This is a genomic window from Candidatus Lokiarchaeota archaeon (assembly GCA_014730275.1).
GTDB lineage: Archaea > Asgardarchaeota > Thorarchaeia > Thorarchaeales > Thorarchaeaceae > WJIL01.
Window position 1 is genome coordinate 1 of sequence record WJIL01000060.1, and the last position, 25,175, is coordinate 25,175.

The 25,175-nt window shown below is 45.3% G+C and carries 17 protein-coding genes; 4 read left to right on the forward strand and 13 right to left on the reverse strand.

Features of this window, described 5'->3' with window-relative positions:
• A partial coding sequence (locus GF309_06015; protein MBD3158330.1) for a ferritin occupies positions 1-223 on the reverse strand: 223 nt, incomplete at its 3' end.
• A 178-nt stretch (positions 224-401) separates the two neighbouring features.
• Here GF309_06015 and GF309_06020 point away from each other — a divergent pair.
• Entirely contained in the window at positions 402-3,065 is a 2,664-nt protein-coding gene (locus GF309_06020; protein ID MBD3158331.1) for a hypothetical protein, read from the forward strand.
• A gap of 370 nt (positions 3,066-3,435) precedes the next feature.
• Positions 3,436-9,228 (forward strand): hypothetical protein, encoded by a 5,793-nt coding sequence (locus tag GF309_06025; GenBank protein ID MBD3158332.1) that lies wholly within the window; start codon positions 3,436-3,438, stop codon positions 9,226-9,228.
• 84 nt (positions 9,229-9,312) lie between these two features.
• Here the strand turns inward: GF309_06025 and GF309_06030 are convergent, their stop codons facing one another.
• The 11 genes from GF309_06030 to GF309_06080 form a co-directional block, all read right to left on the reverse strand.
• The gene (locus GF309_06030) at positions 9,313-9,717 is read right to left on the reverse strand and encodes a hypothetical protein (protein ID MBD3158333.1); all 405 of its coding nucleotides are present in this window, start codon (positions 9,715-9,717) and stop codon (positions 9,313-9,315) included.
• Between the two features lie 123 nt (positions 9,718-9,840).
• Positions 9,841-11,646, reverse strand: a complete 1,806-nt coding sequence (mutL, locus tag GF309_06035) for a DNA mismatch repair endonuclease MutL (GenBank protein MBD3158334.1) — start codon at positions 11,644-11,646, stop codon at positions 9,841-9,843.
• Between the two features lie 17 nt (positions 11,647-11,663).
• Entirely contained in the window at positions 11,664-13,223 is a 1,560-nt protein-coding gene (locus GF309_06040) for an amidohydrolase family protein (protein ID MBD3158335.1), read from the reverse strand.
• A 17-nt stretch (positions 13,224-13,240) separates the two neighbouring features.
• Entirely contained in the window at positions 13,241-13,885 is a 645-nt protein-coding gene (gene fsa / locus GF309_06045) for a fructose-6-phosphate aldolase (GenBank protein MBD3158336.1), read from the reverse strand.
• 116 nt (positions 13,886-14,001) lie between these two features.
• Positions 14,002-14,859 carry a leucine-rich repeat protein gene (locus tag GF309_06050; protein MBD3158337.1) on the reverse strand — a complete coding sequence of 286 codons (858 nt, stop codon included), beginning with the start codon at positions 14,857-14,859 and terminating at the stop codon, positions 14,002-14,004.
• 138 nt (positions 14,860-14,997) lie between these two features.
• Positions 14,998-15,660 (reverse strand): ribulose-phosphate 3-epimerase, encoded by a 663-nt coding sequence (rpe, locus tag GF309_06055; GenBank protein ID MBD3158338.1) that lies wholly within the window; start codon positions 15,658-15,660, stop codon positions 14,998-15,000.
• Positions 15,661-15,756: 96 nt separating this feature from the next.
• Positions 15,757-16,890: a hypothetical protein gene (locus GF309_06060; GenBank protein ID MBD3158339.1), complete on the reverse strand. Its 1,134-nt coding sequence runs from the start codon at positions 16,888-16,890 to the stop codon at positions 15,757-15,759.
• Positions 16,891-16,930: 40 nt separating this feature from the next.
• Entirely contained in the window at positions 16,931-18,757 is a 1,827-nt protein-coding gene (locus GF309_06065; GenBank protein ID MBD3158340.1) for a hypothetical protein, read from the reverse strand.
• A gap of 68 nt (positions 18,758-18,825) precedes the next feature.
• Entirely contained in the window at positions 18,826-21,423 is a 2,598-nt protein-coding gene (gene mutS, locus GF309_06070) for a DNA mismatch repair protein MutS (GenBank protein MBD3158341.1), read from the reverse strand.
• A 51-nt stretch (positions 21,424-21,474) separates the two neighbouring features.
• A complete protein-coding gene (locus GF309_06075) occupies positions 21,475-22,131 on the reverse strand; it encodes a hypothetical protein (protein ID MBD3158342.1) in 657 nt (218 codons plus the stop codon).
• Between the two features lie 84 nt (positions 22,132-22,215).
• A complete protein-coding gene (locus GF309_06080) occupies positions 22,216-22,881 on the reverse strand; it encodes a hypothetical protein (GenBank protein MBD3158343.1) in 666 nt (221 codons plus the stop codon).
• Between the two features lie 111 nt (positions 22,882-22,992).
• On the opposite strand from GF309_06080, the gene GF309_06085 reads away from it, so the two are divergent.
• Positions 22,993-23,343: a hypothetical protein gene (locus GF309_06085; protein MBD3158344.1), complete on the forward strand. Its 351-nt coding sequence runs from the start codon at positions 22,993-22,995 to the stop codon at positions 23,341-23,343.
• Positions 23,344-23,374: 31 nt separating this feature from the next.
• On the opposite strand, the gene GF309_06090 is transcribed toward GF309_06085, so the two are convergent.
• Complete coding sequence (locus GF309_06090; GenBank protein ID MBD3158345.1) at positions 23,375-24,766, reverse strand: hypothetical protein; 1,392 nt, start codon at positions 24,764-24,766, stop codon at positions 23,375-23,377.
• Positions 24,767-24,915: 149 nt separating this feature from the next.
• On the opposite strand from GF309_06090, the gene GF309_06095 reads away from it, so the two are divergent.
• Positions 24,916-25,101 carry a 4Fe-4S dicluster domain-containing protein gene (locus GF309_06095; protein MBD3158346.1) on the forward strand — a complete coding sequence of 62 codons (186 nt, stop codon included), beginning with the start codon at positions 24,916-24,918 and terminating at the stop codon, positions 25,099-25,101.
• Positions 25,102-25,175 lie beyond the last annotated feature (74 nt).

Consider the following 25,175-nt stretch of genomic DNA (forward strand, 5'->3'; position numbering starts at 1 on the left):
CGATGGCTGCAAGCGTGACTCTGCCTCCTCGGTCAGCTACGTGATTCCAGAATTTCATTGCGTGCTCATATTCTTCTTCAGCTTGAACCTTTAGCCAGTTGGCCATTCCGTTAAGGTTCTGCTCTTCCATATATGTGGCCATGCTCAGGTAGATGTACCCACTGTATAGCTCGTAGTTGATTTGATCATTAAGCGCATCTGTTAGTTTTTGGCTAATTTCCATCTGCTTCACCTATGTAATTTGAGTTAACAATAATTAACACGCCTCTAAAGCATTATGGTAAGGTCGTTGCTTGGCAAAAAGACCTAATGTTCTCTGTATCGCTGAGTCAATCCAACTAACCTTTATCACTAGGATACTACTAGATGGATGTCCTAGTAGTCAATGGAGCCGTTTGTCAATGGTAAGCATCACGCCGCTAACAATCCTAGTTGAATTCATTCCCGCGCTCATCGTTGCTCTCTTCTACCTGGTGTTTTTCAGAGAACGACGCAACCGATTGATTGAAGCTTTTGTCATAATTATGGCAGTCAAGGTGTTTACGTTCTTTCTTCTCAACATTTGGCTTGCTCCGAACTCAGGGCTTCCAACCTATTTTACTCCGGTTGTGAATTCCGGGGATTTATACTGGATACTACTTACCGACTTTGTATTCCAATTTACCTACGCCTTGCAGGATTTCTTGACGTGGATTATGGTTTCTTTCGTGGCTGCCCTTTTTGGACAGCTCGTGTTGATAGTGAAACTGTCATTGCAGGATCCTATGAAACGCAGGTTTAGTAATCTCATCAAACGGTTGACAGGAAAAGAGCCGGAGACAGATGAATACTCAGGCCTTGGTGACAGACTAGATCATATTCATTTTGAAGGTGTCGAGCCTCAGCCTCTTGATCCTAAGATTCAAGAAAAAGCTTGGCGGGAATCATGGAAGGATTATCTCATTATTGGTCTGGTTACCATTCTGCCTTCTATTCCCGTGTACATGAATCCAGGCGGAACTATTGGCCCCTATGTTCAGGGTGTTCTGATTTTTCTAACATGGATATACAGGTTCGGATATCCAGGTTCAAATCGCATTGCTAAGGGTGCCGGTCTGAGGCTTGGTGATCGGGATTTGGGTGAAGAGATGATGCAAGGTGTACTTGGATGGTTCTTCCGTCTCAATCTGATATGGTCTCTATTCACTATTGGTCTTGATGTTATTCGCGGCATTCAAACTGGTACATTAGGTGGTTTGATTGGGTATTATGGGATCGGACTAGCTCTTGCCTTCCCACCTATTCTGTTTGTTATTCTAATATTCCCGTTGGCAGAGGACTTCTCTGTTCTTCTTTACAAGCGGATTTTTGATTCAATACGGAGTTTTAGAGAAAAAGCAAAGGCATTTGACTGGAGCAATGCGATAAAGAATACGCTTTCTGCTGTTGCTAGTGGTGGATTAGTCACAGGTGCATTCGTTGGCGCTGTCATGATGGTGTGTCTTCATTTCTCATTTACTCAGATGGGCGTATTCGGTCTGCTTCCTAGCATGGTTGATAGTGTAGTGGTGTCTCTGTTGAACAACGCTCCCAAAAATGGAGTACTTATCGCTCCGACAATTTGGGCTCTGATGATGCTGCTTATTCCATTTGCGAGCATGATTCTCCTCGGTGTGTTGGGACGGTACATATTGCGTCGGACTGGATATGGGAAGGAAGGCTTTGCTTTCTTCTCTGCTCTTACTGTTGCAATAGCTGTTTGGTTCTTGCTTCCTGGAATGGATTATCTGCTGCTTGTGAGTCCAACTCCTGCAACGGTGGCGTCACGCGTCTTCTTTCGATTACGCCCAATACTCTCTCCGCCGGTAGAAGCAGCTTATCTCCTACGAGTTGCATACCAATTCATTGTGTTTGTTCCCATTTACATTGCCACTGTGCTCTTCATTCTATACTTCTTTGAATTTCGCGAGAAGTGGCGGATTTCCCAGGGTGAGAAAACTGGTCCCCTGCTAAGTGTTCATCAAAAGGATGTGACAGACACTATCGCCATGTTTTTTGGTGGTATTTTTGTGTCTTTGATTGGAGTGTATTTGATTGGAGCTGTGCTGGATCCTGGCTTGCTGGAGGGTTACATTCTTACGCTCTTTAACGAAATTGGGGCTGCTGATGGACTAGAAGCGGTTCTAGAAGCATTCGTCTTAAGCAGTAGCGGCAGTATATTCCCAATAATTGCAGAACACAACGTAATTCGGACTCTGCTTATGTTGCTACTTGGTCCAGTATTCTGGTCGGCCATACTATGGCTCGTCGCCCTTGAGAAGGAATCCAATGAACGAAAAATCGGTATTGCTAGCATAGTCGGTATTTTTGTGGGTGCAGTTATAGCATATCTGTGGACTTTCAGGGATGCTTCTTTGGGACTCTTCCAACCAAATTCATGGCCATGGGGCTTTGCTGCACAACTCGGTCTAAGGGCTGGAATCATCTATGCTGTTCTATTGGCAATATACTTGCTTGCCTTTGTGGTCCGAGGTTTCTATGGTGCTGAAGGTTCGGTGTGGTGGGTTCCACTAACTGCTACCCTGATTGCAATGGAGTACTTCATTTATGATGATCAGTTCGTACTCATTGCATTGATTGTCCTCCCCCTCATACTCACAGCTGGCTACATGATTGCGACGAAGAACCCTGGTGACCCGCTACTGAACTATATACGATTCAGCTTGATGTCTCTAGCCATATCTGAGGTGCTGTCAACAGCTCTCATTCTAGGTGGTCTCAGTGCCATCTATCTGAATGCTCCAAATGGTGGTCTAATCGTATTCCTCGCCAGCATCCTTCCTCATGCAATAATAGAAATTCCTGCCTTTCTCCTTGCTGCAGCAATATCTATTCGTATTGCTCGTAATTTGTCCCCGTTAGTTATGCAGGAGAATTGGGAAGAGTTTCCTTCTAAGACACGTGAATTGTTGGGAGATATGAGAACATGGCGCAGCTATGTTCTGATTGTTTTCTTCCTGCTTCTCGCCTCTGTAATCGAAGCATACGTAACACCTATTGTGGTAATGATGGCTAGGACTTTATGAATTGGTGTGGATGTAATTCTCCACCTTAGAATACTAGAGAACCCCCTCACTCAATCAGAGGGGGTTTAGCTCAGATTTTGGCAGACGCGGTCGATAGATGCTTGCTTTTCTTCGGCATTTATGCAAGCTTGTTTTATATTATGCGAATAAGAAAGTGACTATAGAATGAATAATGCCGCGCTGCGCCATGCGTCAATCTAGGCTTTTGCTGCCTTATGCTTGAACGTACGCAAGCTTACACAGATTGAATGCCCATGGGAAAGCGTAGGGGATCTAGATCAATATGCAACACAAGAACAGAACACATATACTACTTTCTACACTTGCTATTGTCTTGTTCATGGTATCATTTGCTTATGCTGGTTCAAGTATGACTAGAATTCCATCTGGTCAACCTGATTCTCCGGTAACCTATACATTCTCTCAGGATGATCCTGGGGAGAATGAGAGTTATCCAGAACAGCCTAACAATGGTACCTATGTCCACTGGGATAGCGACAAGAATAGCACAAGCGACGAATGGACATGGGAACATCAGAATTGGCTTTTCGGACCAAGTCCGGAGTTCAAGATTTTCCACGAAAATGGAAGCGAAGTTGCTGAAGACAGCTATGCTGAGATTGGAGAGGTTCTAACCTTTCAGGCAACAATTCCCAAAAATATCTTCACAGAAGGGCAGAATCTCAGCGAAGTGAGGATTAATGGCTGGTACATGACACCTGACTGGAACTTCTCAGCCGATTTCGGGATGTCCTTCCGTGCAGAAGGTTGGGGAGATACTTGGTCTGCGTACAGCAGCCAGTACAACCAGAGCGAAGAAGAAGGCGGGATGCTGCCATCATTCATCGATTTAGTCGTTGATGACTGTTCCAATCATAGTGATGCAAGCGCATACTACGTCAATTTCGCTGTGAAGTTCACTGTTGATGCCCCATTGGGACTCTACGAACTCCATATGGACGTCATGGATACCGACTACAACAATATCGGCTCCTATGGATATGCTTCTGGATATGAATTCCAAGGCATTGCTGTAGGTATGCCTCCTTCCGAAGCTTGGAGTTGGTCCAAAGGTGGTTCTTATACTTTAGAGAAGGTTGACTTGGAAGGCGATTCACTCTATTCCGTAAGTCGACAAAAGGACTTCATCATGCGTTTCAATATTACCGGCGATACCCCAAGCTACGTTCAGCTTGGGTTCAAAATGCCTAGTGGTATTGATACTTGGGTAAACGCCACCGGATGGCATCAAGAAGTCATTACTGAATATGGTGGCTGGACATATGATGAAGCACTAGGAACCTATGTTTGGAATGATAGCCTTGAGGTGACATATATCGACGATGTCTATGGTGAGTACAAGAAGCGTAAGTGGGTTGAATTTGGAACTCACGACCACGTAAACGTCACTTGGCTCAATGAGACATGGCACGAAGATACCCAGACTTGGACACAAGAGGTAGTCAACGAAAGCCGCTGGGTGGAACGACAGCTCTTCTTTGTCTACAACGAGACAAACGGTGGAACCTGGGAGTCCTACTATGGCTATAGCTATTGGGGTTACCCATACGATCACTATGTTGAGGGTGAATACAACCGGGAGATAACTGTCCACGAGCCTATGCCAGAGGACCTACCAATATTATATGAACTGAACACATCTTTGTGCACTACGAGGCAGACTGACACAGCACTCAGTGTTGATTTCGTGGGTCATTTCACCGAAAAGATGCCCAAGACTGATCAATACTCAGGCTTCCGTTTCAAAGATATGGTTATGGGGCCTGAAGGCAATCGCTATTGGGCAGATACTTACGGAGAGACTGCCCGTCAGACTTTGCAAGAATATCAGATGGCCAAAGAAATAACCATTGAAAGTCCTGTTACACTTGCAAAGGTTCTGACAGCTGATGGGCGCTCACCTGGCGACTATATGTTTGCTGTTGAGAAAGGACAAGACTTCATGGTTAAGGGTCGACTTCAGGGTGGTGGCTCTATAGCTGATGACATAGATGGCGCACAATTCAGTCTAGAGGCTGGTGATGGTTACTGGACTGAAAATGAGTCACGCTGGTCACGGCTGATTTACACAATTGACTATGATGTCAACGGCACTCCAACATTTACTGCATTCAATTTCACAGAGAAACAGAATTACACATATGGAACATACGAGGACTACGTGAGGGTTAACGTCACAGGTTGGCATTATGTCTACAATTCAACAACTGACACCTGGGACTGGGTATACGGGAACTATACCGAGTGGCAATGGAAAGAGGTGGCGGGTTGGCACTGGGCCTGGTGGTACTACAACCAGAAAACCGGGCAGTGGCAGGAAGAGTACATCAACCATCGCAGCTCAGCCACAAAGGTGAATTCTAATTTCTGTACGACCTCAAACTTCACAAAATGGACGGATGGAGGTGACCTCTACGTCTCATGGTTGGTAAACATGTCTGAGATTGTTCCAGAAACCAACTACTGGTGGAACTTCGCTTTCATGAATGATACTTGGTATGAGGATTATTCCAGTGACTATGGCCAACATAAGGTCAAGAGCTGGGATCGTGAATGGGTCTACTCCTTTGACCATCAGGGTGAACGCGTATACATGGATAAGCCTCAGCCACAGCTGGCTTTCAAGAACGACACACTCTGTAACCAGACTGGCGATGAATTCCTCATGGGACGCAGCTCACCATATATCATGGTTGACGGTCAGAAACTACCTATTGAAGTTCATGAAACCTATGATTCATGGAGCGGCGAGACATATGAGAACATTCTCATGTATGACCACTACGACCCTGAGAACAACAGGGATGTGTATACCTACGAACTCGTCAATGGAACGATGGTCTATGTGACATATGATGAGACCATACACATCTACAATGTCACGCTTGGCACTGGCGAATCCTTCCTCACCGCAATGCAATATCATCACGGTTGGGACTATGGAGGCAACTACTACTACAGTTGGATCGATATTGATGGTGTGCTTCATCAAGGTACCAGCTGGGAAGACTATGCAGACTATAGCGGCAATGTCCAGATTGAGTACTACGACAAAGTCGAATTCGACCGTGATAGCAAAGGTTGGATTGTGCGATATGGCGCAGGAAATGTACTCGAGCTTGCAGAGGATTGGAGATGGGATAGCAGAACCAGTTCCTACTTCATGACAGACATCGACGGGAATCTATACAATCTTCAATACAATAACAGTGATGGCTACTACTACACCACAATAGATGGACAGTGGCATCGAGTTTCGTGGCCTAAACGCTACTTTGAGACTGAATATGGGGGCTCAACTGCCAAATTGTTGACTTGGGACACTCACAGGTTCTGGTTTACTGAAATTGCCGGAGTCAAATATGAGATGCCTTATCCCGGTGCTAATGCTGATTATCACTATCAGCTGAACGAGAAGGTGGGTTCTGGTGGGATGGTACCTACCACGAAATCCGTATTGGTTGATGATACCTGGTATCCTGTGTACAATGTTTCCTACGACTACTTCGTGGACATAGGCAGTGACACCTATGAACTGATACGTTATGACCCAATGCATACAACTGCAAACGGTACCCACATTTGGAATCCAACAACAGCTGGTTGGAGCGCTCCAATGGGCACATATAACGGCAGTATGCGTTTCGAGCAGACGGGTCTTGTGAACTACACAACTGAATCAGGTGATTATTGGCCTAGTATTTACAGCGATTCTCAGGGTGATTACGAGTACATCACTCTTACCAACGGGACAACCTGGATTCTCAATTGGACTACAATCCTCCAAATCTATGAGTATGATTACTATGGAGATGTATTCTACTCACTTAATGAATGGCCTGTGTGGTATGAGCACGAAAACGAAACATACCATTACTACGAGGCTTTGAATGGTTCACAGATAGTGTTGGATGGCTATGAGGAGCTACCAGTGCTTGATACCCACTTGGTTATGGTCTACTACAATGAGACTACGGCCACAGATAACTACGATTTCTTGGGCGAGACCTATCTATTTGAGTGGGAAGGTTACTGGAAAGACGTCTACTATGTCCATAATGCAACATACAGCAGTGATCTCTATGTAGAGATTTGTAGTGCACATTCGATGTACAATTTCTCCTATGATGGTTCTAACGTAACAGCGTATGCCACCAAGGAGAACATCTACAGGATGCGAGAACGCTGGGGTTTCGACCTAGTCTATGGTCCTCAGCCAATCGAAAGTGCTGTCTACAAGAACATCTATGATATCGTCATTGGTACACCCGAGTGGGGCATGTGGGGCGTCCAGAAATGGACCACGAACCCCGAGAACGGTGCAGTAGACTTGGACGGTAACCTTGACACATCTGATGACCAATATTACGTAAGAGAGGAGTATTGTTCCACCGATTCCTGGACTCACGAATATGAGAAGATGTGGGTCGGTGTCGACTGGGAGCCTAATGCAACCCAGTATGGCGATGAGATGCATCTACAATCCTGGATGGGTCTGGATACCTTCACGTGGAGTTACGAGTGGAACCAGACGTTCTACTGGTATGATGCTGACACCATGGAACTGGTCAATCAGACCGAGTGGGACAACATCAACAGCACACTTCGAACAGACGAAGGTGAACCTAAGCCTGGCTACTGGGATATTGCTTGGATGGCCAAGAATGTCACTTGGGCCGATATCGTTGCTGAGGCTGAAGAGAAAGGGTACGATTGGATTGATTCCAACGAGCAGACCTGGACTTGGCTATCCTTTGGCGTTGGTCAAGACTACGGTGTCTCGACAGTTGAAGATGATGTAGAGCACTACCTCAACATCGGCATGCACTATGAATACAGCGGCCTCCTAATCTGGGAGGATGCCAACAACAACAGTGAGATGGACGTCGACCTTACTAACGCTGGTAGCGGTGAACTCAGCCACTATTTGATGCCCAAATCTGTCGCCAACGTATCATTTGTCAAACCTGGTGAGAGATTCGGTAATTTCAATGACTCTGGTGACATGCGTGTGAACCTCACCGATGAGGTAACATGGGGTGTTACTTTCGAGGACATCAATGGAACAGTCTATCCCTACACAATGGAAGGCTATTGGGGTTGGTATAGCGACGTTCAGCAGGGTTCAGACTATCGGACCTTCGATGAGCGACCGACCAAGGTAACGGTCGAAGAACTTTCCTTCCTGGTACACTTCCAAGGCCATGTCAATGAGACAGCTGGTGCAACCAACAACTGGGCCGATCTTAAGGTGGATAACACAGTTGGTGATTGGTCTGTCGATATGATTGGCGGACGAGATAATCTTGAGAACAAGTCCCTAGGTTTGAATTACTTCGCTGAAGTATCGATGACCGATTTCGCATTCAAGGCGAATGGAACTCTCTCAGACAACGAACAGACGGTTAGCTCTGAGACCTTCGAGTTTGAGACATCGGGTGCACGCTTTGCGGAGATGATTATGGGTGGCGTCACTTACGATTGGAGTAAGAACACAACTGCTCCATACGAGGTGGTCAGCCATACAACCCCGCTTGGAACATTCCGATCCGCATTCGAGTCGAGCTCGGGCCGTTCAGCCACAGCATGGACATTCAGTTCCAATATGTACTATGTGACGATTGGCTTCCCCGAGTGGGAGGGCTACAGCGTCTATCAAGACCCTGTCTTCGTCAGCTATGTATCCAATTCTGGAACCTCTGCTCAGCCTGGCGGTGTTCAGTTTGGCTCTCTAACCGTATCTCCAGATGTACCACAACCAAACGAATCTGTGAGAGTGGGAGTGGACATCTACAGCGAGGAGCAGATTGACAATGTCCAGATTCAATTTGGCACCAGTGGAGATGACCTAACTACCTCCTCTGGTATGTGGGAAGAGTCCACCAATCATTATGTGGGGGATATTCCTGGCTATCCTGAAGACACAGAGGTTTTCTTCCAGGTTGTGGTCTATACCTCCTCAGGCGAGGCTAGAACCTCTGTTATCTCCTATATTGTAGGTCAAGGATTGGTAACAACTACTACCACAACACGACCTACTGGACCTGGAGGCGGACTTGAGCCAGATGTTCTGGTATTGATTGCTGGCAGTGCAGTTGCACTAGTAGTGATCATTGTACTTGTCAAGCGTCGAAAGAATTAGAACAAATGCGGGGGGATTCCCCCCTTCTCTTCTTTTTTTTGGATTTTTCTGTCTGCTCGGTTTTTTAATCGAGTTCATGTTTCGCTAATTTTCTATATCTCGTAGAAGCTCTTCCTTGAAGAATTCTACACCAACGAGATGTGCTTTGTATATGGAATTGAAAGAATCGAAGCTGATGCCTGTTACTGGAATTACGTTGCGAATCATCAGATAGCCCTTCTTGTCAACGCCAAAATTCACTTCTGCTAGGTTGGCGTTTGCTTTCAGAAGTCGCTCAAAAAATGTGAGACGCTTATTCTCGTCAAGACCTGACAAATCAGCTAATCTGGTAGTTAGTGTTATCCACTGTTTGCCCGGAAAGACCTCAATTTCTTGTGTTTCCGTGCGAGTGGATGGAAATAGACTGAATGTCTTCTTACCGTGTTCTTCGAAGTTGATTTCTAACCTCTTCAGGTATTCCTTAGCTATCCACCAGGTTGTGCCGGCCATTTCATCCTGTCTCCGTTGACCAGATACATGTCAAACAAGAAACGTCTAGTTCAGCAATTAAGAACATTCTATCTAGTAAAAGTCTTCGCTTTTTTTTCTCTCTAGGTTGAACAACAACCAATTTCATTCCGGTTTTACACCGTGTCGTGCCATATATCGTAGAACTGCTTCAGGTCCCTTTCTCCCAATTGCTTTGTCAAGGGTGGCTTTTGAGAGAAGCATCATGGAAGGCCTGCCATGACAACAATTGTACTTGTTTTTCGAATTCAGAAGATTGAGCAGTAAATCCTTGGCTTCTTTCTTGTCTAGATATTCTCCTGCGCGAATTGCCGAATGACAAGCCGTAATCTTGAGTAGTGCATCCTCAAAGTTTTCGGCTCCGTATTTTTCATCTATATCAAGAATTCTATCAACAAGGGATACTAATTCTTCCTTTGAAGCTCTTTTCCCTAAAATCTCAGGAACAGTTGAGACAAGAATCTCCCTTTCCCCAAAGCGTTCCAAGCAATAGCCTAGGGTGTCAAGAGCCTCTTTCCGTTCCAGTATCACATCGATGTCTTCCTTGCTCATTTCCAAAACAATGGGTTCTAGGAGTTGCTGTACCGAACTTGGTCCTGCTCTCACTTGCTTTCGCATTTGCTCATACAAGATTCGTTCATGAGCGGCATGTTGATCTACTATGAGAAGCCCGTCTTCCACCTCGAAGAGAAGGTAGAGTTGGTGAATCTGTCCAAGGACTTTGAACACGCCAGCTACTACTTCCTTTGCTTCGGATGGTGACTCATCAAGAGGTTCCAATGACATCTGTTCAAGAAGAGGCACTGCCCTTGCAAGATTCAGCTGTTTCTCAGCTTCTTCAGATTCACTATCGGAGATAATCTTTGACTGAGTAGAATCAGTAACCTGTATCTCTTTCTGTGCTGTTGGAACAGTTGTGCTCTCTTTCTTATCGAGAGCTATTTGTACCGCCTTTCGAACCACTTTGAGAACTGCTGTGGCATTCCAGATTTTGACTTCACGTTTGTTTGGGTGAATGTTTTCGTCTACTTGATGCGGTTCCAAGTCTATGTTTATGTTACAAATTGGATATCTGCCCTTCATCAATCGATTTCCATAAGCAGATTCAATTGCGGAAGCAAGCTTCTCACTATTCACAGGTCTTCTTCTTACTGATATATATTCCCTTCCTCTATTCCCCCTTGCGTGTGGTGGGTGAACTACAAAACCAGTGATTTGGATATCGTTCTCAGAAAACTCTACTTCGGTGCTTGCTGCAGCTACTTCTGATCCCAGAAGGCATAATACTCGATCCTTCGTGGTTTGATTTGGAGGACAATCCAGTATAGTGTTGCCGTCCCTAAGCAGCTTGAATCCAACATCATTTCTGATAATTGCATGTTGTCTTACGACATCGGTCACTTTCCGACTTTCAGCTCTGATTCCATCAAGATGTTTTCTCCTGGCTGGCACTCTTTGAAAGAGATTGCTCACATTTACTGTTGTCCCAACAGGTCTACTTGTTGTTCGTATTTCGGAGATTCTATTCTTATTCGCTGAAATCTCGTAGGCCAATTCCTGTCCAGCACGTTTCGTTTTGATATCCACATCTGCCACGGCAACGATACTTGAAAGAGCTTCTCCCCGGAATCCGTATGTTGATATTGCTTCCAAGTCTTCTTCGTTTCTTATTTTGCTGGTAGAGTATCGCTCCAAGCAACGGGGCAGGTCTTCTCTCAGAATACCAATACCGTTATCAGAAACCCGAATCCTATCAACTCCACCCGTCTCTATTTCTACGGTTATCCTATCCGCTTCTGCATCAAGTGAGTTCTCGATTAGCTCTTTTACAACCGAAGCGGGACTTTCGATAACCTCTCCCGCAGCAATAAGCGAAACGGTATCCTCGCTTAAGACCCGAATCTCGCCCATTGATTTTCCCCTTCCTTTCACCCTACAGCTTTTGGATTACTATATTCGACCTTTCCGCCTAGTATTGTCCTTTCCACTTCAATATCACATATTTCGTTGGGTGGTACTTCTAGGATATTATCTGACAGAACCGCGAAATCAGCTCTTTTTCCCTCTTTTAGGCTGCCTACGATATTCTCAACAAAGGATGAATATGCTCCCTCCATTGTGTAACACCTTAGTGCTTCTTCTACATTTAGCTGCACTTTGGGATTGTGATGTGATACCGCAGACCATATGCCATATATCGGGCCCAAGGGCATTCCATCAGAACCGAAACACAACCGAGCTCCATTGTCAAGGGCAGCTTTGAACATGTTCATGGTCATAACCCGCTCTTCTCCAAGTCGGTCCATATACAGCCCTTCTTTCTGCTGCCATCTGCCAACGAAGTTGGGTTGCATTGACAAAATCAGACCCAAGCTTGCCGCTCGGCGAATCTGATCAAGGCTAATCAGCTCGGCATGCTCAATTCTATGTCTTTGGTTTCGTATTTTACTTGTATAACTGGATTCCTCAAATGATGAAATAACCATCTCGATAGCTCGGTCCCCGATTGCATGCGTAACAGTCTGTATGTCATTCTCCATAGCCTTTCGAATGATGCTGGAAAAATCCTCCTTGTTCAATAGCATTTTGCCGGTGTTGTCTTTATCATCAGCATATGGTTCAGAAAGAGCAGCTGTTCTTGCACCAATGGAGCCATCTGTAAATATTTTGGCTCCACCAATTCGAACCATTGCTCCTCCCATACCGGATGTGATACCTAGTTCTGTGAGGTGATCTATTTGGGTCACAGGTGGGTTGATAATCATTCTGGCTGTGAGTTCATTTGTGCGTTCTGCTCTACGGAGTGATCGAAGATATCCGGCAGGTGCATTATCCACTGCTGTAGTAATACCCACTTCATTTGCGAGTCTATTTCCAGCAACAACCCCCTCATAGACATTCTTTTCACTGGGTTCGATGTTATCATAGAGTCCTTCTATGTCCTTCAGAACCCCCGTGGGTTTGCCTTTCTTATCTTTCTCCACGCCATCTTGGTCCAGATCGATATCGAGTTCTTCGAGTGCCATGCTATTTACTGATGCAAGATGTAGGTCGACGCGATCTATGGCTATGGGATGCTCTTTGCTTATTTCATCTAGGTCATTTCTAGTGAGATACCGTTTCTCATCCCAGTTGCTTTCATCCCAACCAAAGCCCCTTATCCACTGACCCTTCTCATGCTTGGGAACTTCCCTTTTCAGTCGTTTCTTGACTTCTTGTGGTGATTTAGCATCATGGAGATGAACATACGAAGACCGGATTCCCTTCTGTGTGAGATGACAATGAGCGTCGACAAAACCTGGAACGACCGTCTTGCCTCCAAGATCTATGACCCTCTTGGCTGTCGATACAAGGTCCATAGCCATCTCATCGCTTCCTACTGCCAGAACCTTGTAGCTCTTGACTGCTAGAGCTGTTGCAGTAGGTTGCTCAGGATCCATAGTGATGATGTTACCATTGACGGCAACAAGGTCAGCTTTGATTTCCATCTCAATCACGGCTTGGGCTATTCTTCCATGCTTTCCCAGTCAGCAAGGAACCTCTCAATTCCAACATCGGTAAGCGGATGGTTTACCATCTTGTCGAGTACTGAGGGAGGAATGGTCGCTATGTCCGCGCCACTAAGGGCAGCTCGATATACATGATGTGGATGCCGAATACTAGCAACAATAATCTCGGTATCGAAAGCGTAGTTATCATAGATTTCCTTGATATCGACCACAATGTCCATACCCGTATGACCGATATCATCCAATCGGCCTATGAAAGGCGAAACGAATGTTGCGCCTGCCTTTGCAGCAAGGAGAGCTTGATTTGGACTAAAACATAGTGTCACATTGGTATTAATGCCTTCTTCAGAGAGCACTCGAACAGCCGTGAGACCTTCCCATGTCATAGGTATCTTGATTGCAGCATTGTCAATCCATGTATCAAGTTCACGCGCCTCTTCAATCATCCCATCAGCATCTTCGCTGATAACTTCTAGGCTTATAGGGCCGTCAACAAAGGAGGCTATCTCGTCAACAATCTCCCGAAAATCTCTTCCTTCTCTAGCTACAAGCGTTGGGTTTGTTGTTACTCCATCAACCATGCCCCGTTCGTGGGCTTTCCTGATTGCTTCTGTATCGGCTGTGTCAATAAAGAACTTCATATGCTGTCTCTCCGTTTTCAATCTCGGTGGTATCTCAGCAACAATGAATTCCGTCGCTGTTTCTGCTACGACCTTTCTCTCAGACAATAAAAAGCATTACCATAGACGTTGAGTTCTCACACCCATTCGGAGGATCGGAGGTCTATCGAATTTATGTGATGGACTCTATCTATTCTTCGCGTTTTGAGAGGATCTGTTTTTCCAGTTATGATTTCTACGCCTTCGTCTACAGCCAAGGTATGAAGATAGTTGCAGTACTTGAGTGGCCGTATATCTAGCTCCTCAAGCTTGTTTCTGCCCAGATTCAAGACTCGAAGTTTCACACAATGTTTGATTGGCACAAGGTCTATGCTCTTGAGGTTGTTTCTACCGAGAGATAGGGTATGCAAATGAGTACAGTGACTCAGTGGTCCGAGATTAATCTCACTGATTCTGTTGTCGTTGAGATATAGTGTCCTCAGTTCTGATTTCCTTCTCAACGGGTTTAAATCCATGGATCTAAGTTTACAGTGAGAAATCATCAGATTCTCAAGCTGGTGACTAGCAGAAAGCGGCTCCAAATCAATGGATTTCAGTGGATTACCTGTCAAGTCGATGTCTGCTAGTTTCTCTAGGTTTTTTAATGGGTTTAGATCCACTTCTTCCAATTCATTTTCAGAAACGTCAATTCTCACCAAATCTTGGCAAAGCGACAGTGCTGAAGAGTCAATAGATTTCAACTGGTTGTTGCTGAGAATCAAGTTGCGTAGGTTAGGACAATCAGAGAGAGCTTCGAAACCGACTGTTTTCAGATTGGTTCCAGTTATCTCAAGCTCTATGAGCTGCTTGCATTCTCTCAACGATTCTAGACTTAGTGAATCCGTATCACAATCAATAATCCGCAGCTCTTGAAGATCACTATGGTCAAGATTTTCGATTAACTCTTGAGGATTCCTTTCTCTTTCGATAACTATGCTTCTGCCTTGCGATAGCATTCTATCCGTTGCATTCACTTCCTGATAGCAGTAAAATTCACGACTAAACAGATTGGTAGATTAAGAGGGCTTAAGAGAATATTGGTAACTCATGCATATCTTCATTCAATTTAGTTTTTGAAATGTGCACGATTCAATCTAAGTGCCTTTTGCAGCTTCTCGAAGCTGAATAATTGCGTTGTCAATCTCCTTTGCTTTGAAAATCGCTGAGCCAGCTATGAAGAATTCTGCTCCTGCAGCATGAAGCTCACCTATGTTTGATACTCCCACTCCCCCATCAACTGCTATCTTGACTTCGGGTTTGTGATCATCAAGAATCTTTCTCAATTCTCTAATGCGTGGGATAGAGGAGCCGATGAATTCTTGTCCGCCAAAGCCTGGACAGACGCTCATAATCATGATGTAATCAATGAGATCAAGCAAAGGAATGACCTGATCTACTCGTGTTCCTGGATTCAAGGTGATTCCGGCTGTTGCTCCGAGATCCACAATTAGCTGAACGGTCCTATAGATGTCATAGGTGGCTTCGATCTGGGGATAGATGATCTCCACACCAGCATCAATGAAATCTGGAATATACTTGTCTGGGTTCGTGATCATCAAATGTGCATCTAGTGGCTTGTCTGTTATTCTCTTCATTGTTTTGGCCATAATAGGACCATACGATATATTCGGTACGAAGTGGCCATCCATGATATCAAGGTGGAAATAGTCTGGATTTCCTCCTTCAGCTTTTCGAATATCTTCCTCAAGATGAGCGAAGTCGGCTGAGAGTATGGAAGGGGAGATTATTACGTCCATTCTTTGGTACGCCTCTCTGGGTGGAACTACTTACTTCCCTACGTATATATGATTCGTTGCAAATCCTGTAATGCATACTAGTTTCCAGGTGAGCATTCAAAGATTGATTGGTCGATGTTCTTCTGATGATTTGTAACAAGCTTCAACGATTTCATGTGAACGTTTGGAATCCTCAAGTGATGCCGTTAGCGGATGTGGTTCTCTTCTAACCACCGATTCAAGAAACAAAAGCGTCTCGTAGCCATAATTCTTCAACCAAATGCTGGGAGCATCTCCATACCCAATTGCTTCTCGGTATTCTTTGTCAAGCTTGTCTTGGTCGAACTCAATGTTATCCTGACCCTCGATTTCCAAGAATCCGCTGAAATCAAGCAACGAATACTTGATCTCCAAATGGGCGTTTTCCCAGAAAACTTCAATGTGCCTGGCGTCACGGTGGATGTTATGCCATACCGCGGTGAGTGCTAAAGTTGCCCCTATACCCCCCTCTTTGTGTGTCATCTGAGCTAGGACTCCTACTGAGTCTTCGATACCGTCAGCTTCGAAAAAATACTTGGCATTGGCAAAAACCTCTCCAAATCTGTACCTGTCACCAAACCAGTATCTCAGCATGTCGAAATCATGAATCGAGTGCTCATACAATGTTCCTGCATGTGCCTTTTCCTTGTCGCGTCGCCATGTAGATGGGTGAAATCCTGCACCAGTGTACGGCTTCTCTTGGTCGGATCTGAAATGCACATTGAACAGCTGCCCCATTTTTGCTTGATATTCTTCATCACGACAGATACGACGAACTCCCCAGAAGCCCGGATGATTGCGGAGACTATGTCCAACTTGAACAATGATGTCATTTCTATCTCTGGCTTGGATCATGTCTTGAATATCCTCTGCCGTAAATGCTAGAGGCTTCTGCACGAAGATGTGCTTTCCTGCATTAGCTGCATCTACGAAAATGTCTCTATGAGAATAGGTTGGTGTAGCGATGTACACCGTATTGATTTCGTCGAGTGCTAGCAAGTCATTCCAATCAGTGAATGCATGGGGTACATCCCATTGTTCTGCATACTCGAGCACATGATCCTCCCGTGTATCGCAAACTGCTTCTAAGCTGATAGCAATGTCGTCACCAAAATAGGGTCCTCTTGCGATTGTCTGAATTGCTTGATTGTGTATGTTTCCAAGCAGCCCAACTCCGATGATGCCAATCCGGAAATCTTTGATCTTCTCCATTAGTTTTCACCCTTCTTTCAATTGTCACGAGAATGTATGCCTACTTACCTCTGCAGCTGAATCCTTCGATGATTTCATGAAGTATCCTCCCCTGTGAGTCCTTTGGCCTTCGAACACCCAAGAGATATGCCAATGTGGGTGCAATATCAACCAAATTGAAGGAATTCTTCAATTCTGTGTTACTTTTGATTCCTGGACCTGCCAATACAACTGGAACATCTATGCTATAGGGTCCAAAACGAGTAGTTGGTAGGTAGTAGGCATGGGCACCAAAGCATTCGGTAGCTGGGAATGCCAGCTTTCTTTCGAGGAATTCAGGTTGGATTGACGTTACGTCAAGTTGTTCTGCATTTCCATCAAATAACTCGTATGGTGGGTTCAACGCAAAAACTACATCACCCACACGCTTGCTATTCTGACCCAGAAAATCAGCTTCTTCTCTCCGCAAGGCAATTCTTACGATTCTCTCTCCACTCTCAGGATCACGCATCGATTCGAGTGTATCAATTATCGCTTGCCTAACAGTCTCATATTCGCTATCTTGGACGATACCGTGTGGATCACGTCCAGCTTTGTTTACCCAAACATATGGCGGTTCCAGATACGGGAACACCTTTGTTTTGCTCCAATCAACGGTTTTTGTTTTGCCATCGCCCTCGCATTCTTTGTAAACTAGCAATCCAGCATCAGCCAATGCCTTCGGAATATTTGCCACTTTCCATGCAGGTATCGCCCCGTGGTCGGAAAGTAAGGCAACTACTGTGTCATCATCGACTACCGAATCTAGAAGCATACCCAGCAAGTCATCGATCAGTCCGTATGCCTTTCGAATATTCTCAAGTGCAGATTTGGAGGCCTCTTCCTCATACAGAGGCGACTCCTCATGGAGATATGCAAGTTCCTTGTGATTGACGCTATCAAGGAAATGAATATGGAATATGCAGACTTGCCAATCATGTTTCTGCTTGGCATACTTGATTGCGCGTCCGACCAACCGTGCTTCCTGTTCCGCCTCCTCTAGATAATCGGCAGTTGAACCTTGGAACCAATATTCAACATCTTCGTCCATTCCAGCTATAAGCTCCGGCTCCATCACATTGGGGATTAGTTCCTGACTAAACGAATCAGGGTTCGCCCAACCGGTAAGGCTGTATACCGTCCCTCTTCGTATGATTGCTTTATCATTCTCTATACCCTCTAATTTGACCTTACAAGTGCAGGGTACAACTTCAGAATCTGTTTTCATCTCAGATTCAAGCCATGAACTCCATTCGCCTATCTCAATTTTCTCGCTTCTCTCAAGTATGAGAATGCCATGCTGATCCCCATCGTCAGATTCAACCAGTCGTGCAGATATGCCTTCTACTAGTTCAAATCCTGATAGCGCTGATTCAATCTGGACATGTTTGATATTGGCTTGAGACAGAATGCGTGGGCGCGGATCTGGGATTTCCCATACCAGTCGACTCATAATTCCATTCTCAAGAGCACTTGGCCAGCCAGCTGGATAGTTTACAATAAAGGAACGGATTCCAACTTGATCAATGACATCCCAAAAGAATTCTGCTGTAGCGTATTTCCTCAGCTGGGTTCTTGACCTGTTTTCCTTTCTAAGTCCTTTTTCAAACGGTTCCCCTGGTTTGTGAAGATAGAAACTTGTGGCACCATGTTTTTCGACATTTGCACCAGTTGCCACAGTAGCCCAGTTCGTGGGGGTATCAGGCGGAAAACAGGATAGTGCTCTGCCTTTTGCTCCTCGCTCTATCAGTTTCGCAAGGTTTGGCATCGTGCCCTCTTCAACGAATCTATCAATGAGGCAGGGTATTGCTTGATCCACTCCCATAAGGAGCAATTTCTTCTGTGCCATATTTGATTCAGTTCCGTTCAGGTGATTAAAGCCTTAGCACATACTCAACGGAGATTTCGATTCGTGCTTTATTCCCTGTCACGAATTCTTTCTTGAAATTCCCGTAGAGCAAGAAGCGAATCTATGGGTGTTGTTCTGTCTAAATCCATATGCTTGATTTCTTCTAGAATCGGATCTTCCACAGTCAATGGTTCGAGACTCATCTGCTTCACAACAGGTTCTTCGCTTGATTCTCCGGTCACTGCTACGGGTTTTTCATTCTCAAATCTTACCAGCATTTCTGCTGCTCTGCTTACTACAGGCTCAGGTACTCCTGCCAAGGATGCCACATGTACACCATAGCTTTCGTCAGTAGGCCCTCCAACTACCTTGTAGAGAAAAACAATATCGTCGCCCGCTTCTTTTGCTAGGGTATGTACGTTCTTGATACCATGATAGTCTTCAGCCATCTGAGTAAGATGATGATAATGGGTGGCAAAGAGTGTTCGTGTCTTCATCTTGGCAATCTCTTCAGCTACTGCCCATGCAAGAGCCATACCGTCATAGGTACTTGTACCGCGACCAACTTCGTCGAGAATAACGAGGCTCCGTTCGGTGGCATTGTTGAGGATGTTCGCGGTTTCGATCATCTCCACCATGAACGTGGATTGGCTGGCTGTCAAGTCGTCAAAAGCGCCCACCCTTGTGAAGATTCTGTCAACCAGTCCTACCGTGGCTCTCTTGGCAGGAACAAAGGATCCCATTTGAGCAAGGAGGACAATGAGTGCATTCTGTCGCATATACGTGCTCTTCCCTCCCATGTTAGGCCCTGTTAAAATCAACAGCGTAGTTCCGTCTTCGCCCATTGATAGGCTGTTTGGGACGAATTCGTTTCTACCCAGTGCCACTTCCATTGCCGGGTGTCTGCCTTCTACTACCCGGATTGTCTTATCCTCGACAATCTTCGGTCGGTTGTATCCTCTCTTGACTGCAACTTCTGCTAATGAAACAATGACATCTGCAAGAGCAATAGCCTGTGAATTCCTTCGTAGCGGTTTGACCACTTCCTTCACTTCTGCTCTCAAATCCTCATAAAGCTCATATTCCAGATGATTGATTTTCTCCTCTCCAGCAAGAACAGTGGCTTCCTTCTCTTTTAGCTCTGGAGTGATATATCGCTCCGAATTGGTTAGTGTTTGTTTCCGTTCATACTCGGGCGGAACCTTGTCAGTATTGGTGTTTGTTACTTCAAGGTAGTATCCGAAGACTTTGTTGTATCCAACTTTCAGCGATTTTATTCCAGTTCTTTTTCGCTCCTTGCCCTGCAAAGATCTAATCCATTCCTTGTCTGCCGCTATCTCTGATTTCATGGAGTCTAGTTGTTCATCATAGCCATCTTTGATTATCCCTCCTTCTTTCACAGTGGCAGGGGGATCATCAACAACTGCTTCCTCCAGTGTGTTCCTCAAATCCTCAAGTGCATCAATGGAGTCAGCAGCTGATTGCAGAATCGAACAATCACAGCTCTGGAGAATCTCTCGTATTTCGGGAATCTTGGCAAGAACAGTTCTCAAAGAGACCAAGTCTCGGGCATTGGCTGTACCAAATGCAATCCTGCTCACAAGACGCTCAAAATCTCCGGTCTTGTCGAGCTTCTCTGCAATATTCTTTCTGACCAGTGCAGATCTCGCAATTTCTTCAACCGCATCAAGTCGCTCATTGATACTGCTACTGTCCATGAGGGGTTGAAGCATCCACTGTTTGAGTTTTCTTCGACCCATGGGAGTACTTGTTTCAGAAAGGACGGAAAGAAGGGTGCCGCGGGTAGACCCGTCTCTAGCATTCTTGACTAGTTCAAGATTGCGCTGGGTAATCGCATCAATTGTCATATGGTCCTGAATAGAGTATGTGCTGATTCCGGTCAAGGCCGCCTTCTGTCCTCTATGTACCTCGGAGAGATACGCCAAGATAGCACCGACAGCTCCGAGTGCAACGGGCTTATCAGCGAGGCCATATCCGTCAAGAGTTGTTACACCAAATTGCTCCTTGACAGCCCTTTCTGCTGATCTGGCTGAGAAATCCAAATCCTCTCTGAAATCTACCTTCTTTACGCCCTCTCGCAAATCCTGGACAATTTTCTCTCCGGCCATGGACTCAGGTAACAGAAGCTCAGACGGATTCAACCTAGCGAGCTCACTCATGACCTCCTCACTATCAGGTTCAGCTTCAAACTCGGTTGCTATGAACTCTCCTGTAGATATATCAACTGCGGCAAGCCCTATCATTTCTTCGTGGACAACCATGGCGGTCAAGTAGTTGTTTGCATTACTTTCAAGCATCGAGCTCTCAAGCACGGTACCTGGAGTGATTACTCGTACCACCTCTCTCCGGACCAGTCCTTTTGCTTCTGAAGAATCCTCTACTTGATCTGCTAGGGCAACCGTATGTCCGGCTTCAAGCAGCTCTGCTATATACTGCTCTACTGAATGATATGGGACACCACACATTGGCCAGCTGTCTACACCTTCACCTCGGGATGTCAAGACAATATCTAGGATTTCTGAGGCGATTTCAGCGTCTTCATTAAACAGCTCGTAAAAGTCGCCTAAGCGGAACAACAACAAACAATCCTTATGCTGTCTTTTGAGCTCTAGATACTGTCTCTGCATAGGTGTGAGTTTCTTCAAGATGAGTCTCCAATTCAGAGGTCCGAGGTTTGCAAGAAATACATTTTGGATTCAATGTGGCGGAGCGCCAGTAAGACTTGAGACGATATATGTAATGAGTAGCGTCAGTCCTCCTGCTGCAAGCGTTTTCATTCCGTAGATGAGGATATTTGTTTTGGACATCCAGCCCAGGAATCCACCCAACAAGAACAACAACAGAAGTCCAATGGCCAATGACGCATAGAATGCATGTAGTGGCTGTAACCATCCCGGAAAAACAAGGAATAATGGAGTTATGCAAATCAGGATTGCAATCGATGGTGTCAGCCCGTCAACAAGAGAAACGACCAGCGCACTTTCTCTTTCTGCCTTCACCAAGAACTTGTGACTGTATTGCTTCGATTTGGAGGCCTCTAGTTCTTCCAAAATAATCTTCCCTTCAGCTTCTTCAGTTAGATATGATGCGCTGAATCCTGCAATGAACATCGCCACACTTGTACCGAGTGAAGCAAGAAGAATCGGTTCGAAGGCAAAGAATGCAGGCTCAAAATGTAAAGATACAATCCCTGCCATTATGATGCCGAGGATTGGGAGTATGCCCTCGAACACTTCAAGCCCGATATGTCTGCGGATGACTTGAACGCGATCAGTTAGCTCGAGTTCCTCTTCAATACGTTTGATTAGATTGTTTTCATCACAGCCTATGTCGCAGGATTCCTCCTCTGACAATACCATCGCCGAGCATGTAGCATGTAGAATGGCTTATCAAATGTTGCGATGAAGAGAGCCGCTATTCATACTGGAACTGATTTCTCAGGTTGAAGTGAATATTTGAATAACCAGCATCATCAGAACTGTGAGAAAACCAGCTGATAGCGTTTTCAATCCTGATATCCATATATTCACCTTGGATATTTTCCCCAAGAATAAGCCCAAAGAGAATAGCAGAATCAAGCCAGCTATTATTGAAAGATACATTGCAATTACGGGGTCAAGTATGCCAAGAGCAGACAAGAACATTGGAGAAATAGTTCCCAATGCTGCCAAAGTCGGAGAAATACCGTTTATAACTGATACAATAAGTGTTGTCGTTCTACTAGCCTCTGCATAGATTGTATGACTCATATCCGCGAGCATTGATTTCCCGAGCTCCTTCACAGCTCTTTTTCTTTCAGCTTGTTCTGTCAGATAGGAACTGGATATCCCCGAAATAAACATGGCTATAGCTGTTCCAATTGAGCCCAGTAAGACCGTCGCAAAAACGAATCGCGGTTCTTGGTTGACTAGCGATATGAATCCACCCATGATGATTCCCACTACGGGCAGTATACCATCGAATGCATTCATCGCAAAATAGCGGCGCGCAATCTCGGTTCCTTCGGTTAATTGAAGATGATGCATCATTCTATCAAAAAATGACGCATCCTCCTCATTTGGAATAATAGCTATGTCCCTTTCGTCCTTTTCAGAATCGGCCAAGGTGTTTCCCCATTTGATTTGACCCATGATTCTAGCTATATATACTGTATCAAAGACACATCGAAAACACTTTCAAATTGCGGATTTCTTCTGCCAACTAGTGATTAGTGTATGATTCTCCGAAACAGCAGTGGTTCGACTCTCGCATACATAGAAGATGACGAGGTTCGTGATTCCTCAAGAAGCACACTCTGCGAATTTTCCTCAGAGAGAGTTTTTGACAATTCTGGAAGAACTCTTGGAACCATCGAAGGAGGCAGTGTTCGAGATAGTTCCGGCAGTACATTGGCAAGATACAATGATGCAGCTGTCATGAGTTCCTCTGGTTCTACAAAATTCCGTTTTGGTAGTTCCTCTATTCTAGATTCGGCCGGTTCGACTCTATTCCGTCTTGATGGGGATCCAACTGATCTCCTAGAGCCAATAGTGGCGTGGCTTGTGTTTTTCTCTGAAGAATGGTGATCTCTTAAGATCCTGTTAGCATCGAGTTCCCTTAGGCGGACCTACCTGCAAGCAACGTTGACAGGGCAATTGCCCCTCTTTCAGGGCTTGCAAAGGTCGAAATTCCACCTGCTTCAAGTATCTTCTTTCCCTGAGGAATACGGCTACGTGGGGCATTCAGAACGCTAACCACCGGCTTATTCCCATTCTTCTTCGCTTCTACTACTGCTTCTGCCGGCATGCCTCCTCCTATACCCTCTTGAAAATTGGGGCTGAAAACAGTCAGAATCGCATCAAAGGCATCATCATCGAGTACTATTTCAAACGCCTTCGCGAATACATCTGGTTCAGCCCACCCTTTTGCAAGCAAATCCACCGGATTGGAGACTGGGATTTCAACCGGCATATCTAGAAGATTTCTAACTGCAGTCACTGTTTTCTTTGAAGGCTCTGGAAGGTGCATTCCATGTTGTTCGAGTGTTTGTGCCGCTATGAGGGCGATGCCCAAACTGTGAGTTATCACAGCCACTCTTTTTCCTTCTGCTTTGATTTTTTGTGCGGAGAGTACTTTCGCAGAATCCATCATCTCTTGGATGCTACCAACTTCAATAGCCCCTGCCTGCTTAAGAGCTGCAGAATAGAGCATAGCGTTTCCTGCGAGGCTTCCTGTATGGCTCAATGCGGCTTTTTTGGATGCAGGGGTTTTTCCGACCTTGTACACAACGACATCTTTGTTTGGTGTTATCTTTTTGGTCTCTTCGTACATGAGCCGTGCATCCCCGGTACCTTCAACAAACATGCAGATTACCTCTGTTTCAGAATCATCGTTGAAGTAGCACAGAAGATCGTTGAAGTCAACATTCACCCTGTTCCCTACGCTGGCAAACTTGGAAATTCCCACACCTGATTCTGAAGCTCTGTACAACATCAGACCTGAGACACCTCCTGATTGGCTAATCACCGAGACGCTCCCTTTATCGAGTGGGGCAGGATGGGGAAAGAAAGTCGCATTTATATCCTTGCGAACATTGCCTGCGCCTAGGCAATTCGGGCCTATGACTGCTATCTTCCCGTTGTTGGCTACCTTCTTGAGATTCTTCTGTAATTCAGTGCCTTTTCCTCCAAGCTCCTTGAAACCGGCAGCGAAAATGATTGCTGATTTAACACCTTTTTCAGCGCACTCCTTCATCACTCCCAAGACATGTGGCGCGCCCAGTGCCAATATGGCAAGATCGACGTTATACGGAATATCCAGAATAGAAGCATAACATTTCATATCATCAATGTTATCATGGCCTGGATTGACTGGGTACTTCTTGCCTCTATACTTGTCCAAAGCTGTGAATGTTAGAGCACCAAGGCTTTCTGGTCTTGGTGAAGCCCCAACTACAGCGATACTCTCCGGATTGAACAATCTATCAATTGATTCTTGTTTCCAGCTCAACTGTCGTTTCTCCTTGGTTCTTGATGGTCCTCATGTCGTGAAGTCGTCGCAAGAGTAGCCGTATACTCCATGCTTATAAGAGACCCTGAAAGTCTGGAAGTTGCTTGGATGTGTAAAAAGTGCCGGTCTACGAATCTGAAGAGCTTGGTATTGAAATCGAAATCGATCACGACAAGTGCGTGGGAGCGGCTGTCTGTGTTGACGTTTGTCCCACAGCAGTCTTTGAACTCAACGACGATGACAAAGCAGAAGCACCCCTTGTAGATGAATGCATTGAGTGCTGCGCTTGTGTGGAAAATTGTCCCGAAATGGCAATCACACACAGCTCATGCTAGAAGACAAACAATCACTGTTTGATGTAAAACAACCACGCAAATAAGCGGCTTTGGATTGTTCTTAATCAGAGAAC

What these genes read in the sequence shown, in the direction of transcription:
- GF309_06020 (MBD3158331.1), top strand. Translation starts at nt 402, where the DNA reads ATGGTAAGCATCACGCCGCTAACAATCCTAGTTGAATTCATTCCCGCG.
- GF309_06025 (MBD3158332.1), top strand. Translation starts at nt 3,436, where the DNA reads ATGACTAGAATTCCATCTGGTCAACCTGATTCTCCGGTAACCTATACA.
- GF309_06030 (MBD3158333.1), bottom strand. Translation starts at nt 9,717, where the DNA reads ATGGCCGGCACAACCTGGTGGATAGCTAAGGAATACCTGAAGAGGTTA.
- mutL (MBD3158334.1), bottom strand. Translation starts at nt 11,646, where the DNA reads ATGGGCGAGATTCGGGTCTTAAGCGAGGATACCGTTTCGCTTATTGCT.
- GF309_06040 (MBD3158335.1), bottom strand. Translation starts at nt 13,223, where the DNA reads ATGGAAATCAAAGCTGACCTTGTTGCCGTCAATGGTAACATCATCACT.
- fsa (MBD3158336.1), bottom strand. Translation starts at nt 13,885, where the DNA reads ATGAAGTTCTTTATTGACACAGCCGATACAGAAGCAATCAGGAAAGCC.
- GF309_06050 (MBD3158337.1), bottom strand. Translation starts at nt 14,859, where the DNA reads ATGCTATCGCAAGGCAGAAGCATAGTTATCGAAAGAGAAAGGAATCCT.
- rpe (MBD3158338.1), bottom strand. Translation starts at nt 15,660, where the DNA reads ATGGACGTAATAATCTCCCCTTCCATACTCTCAGCCGACTTCGCTCAT.
- GF309_06060 (MBD3158339.1), bottom strand. Translation starts at nt 16,890, where the DNA reads ATGGAGAAGATCAAAGATTTCCGGATTGGCATCATCGGAGTTGGGCTG.
- GF309_06065 (MBD3158340.1), bottom strand. Translation starts at nt 18,757, where the DNA reads ATGGCACAGAAGAAATTGCTCCTTATGGGAGTGGATCAAGCAATACCC.
- GF309_06085 (MBD3158344.1), top strand. Translation starts at nt 22,993, where the DNA reads ATGATTCTCCGAAACAGCAGTGGTTCGACTCTCGCATACATAGAAGAT.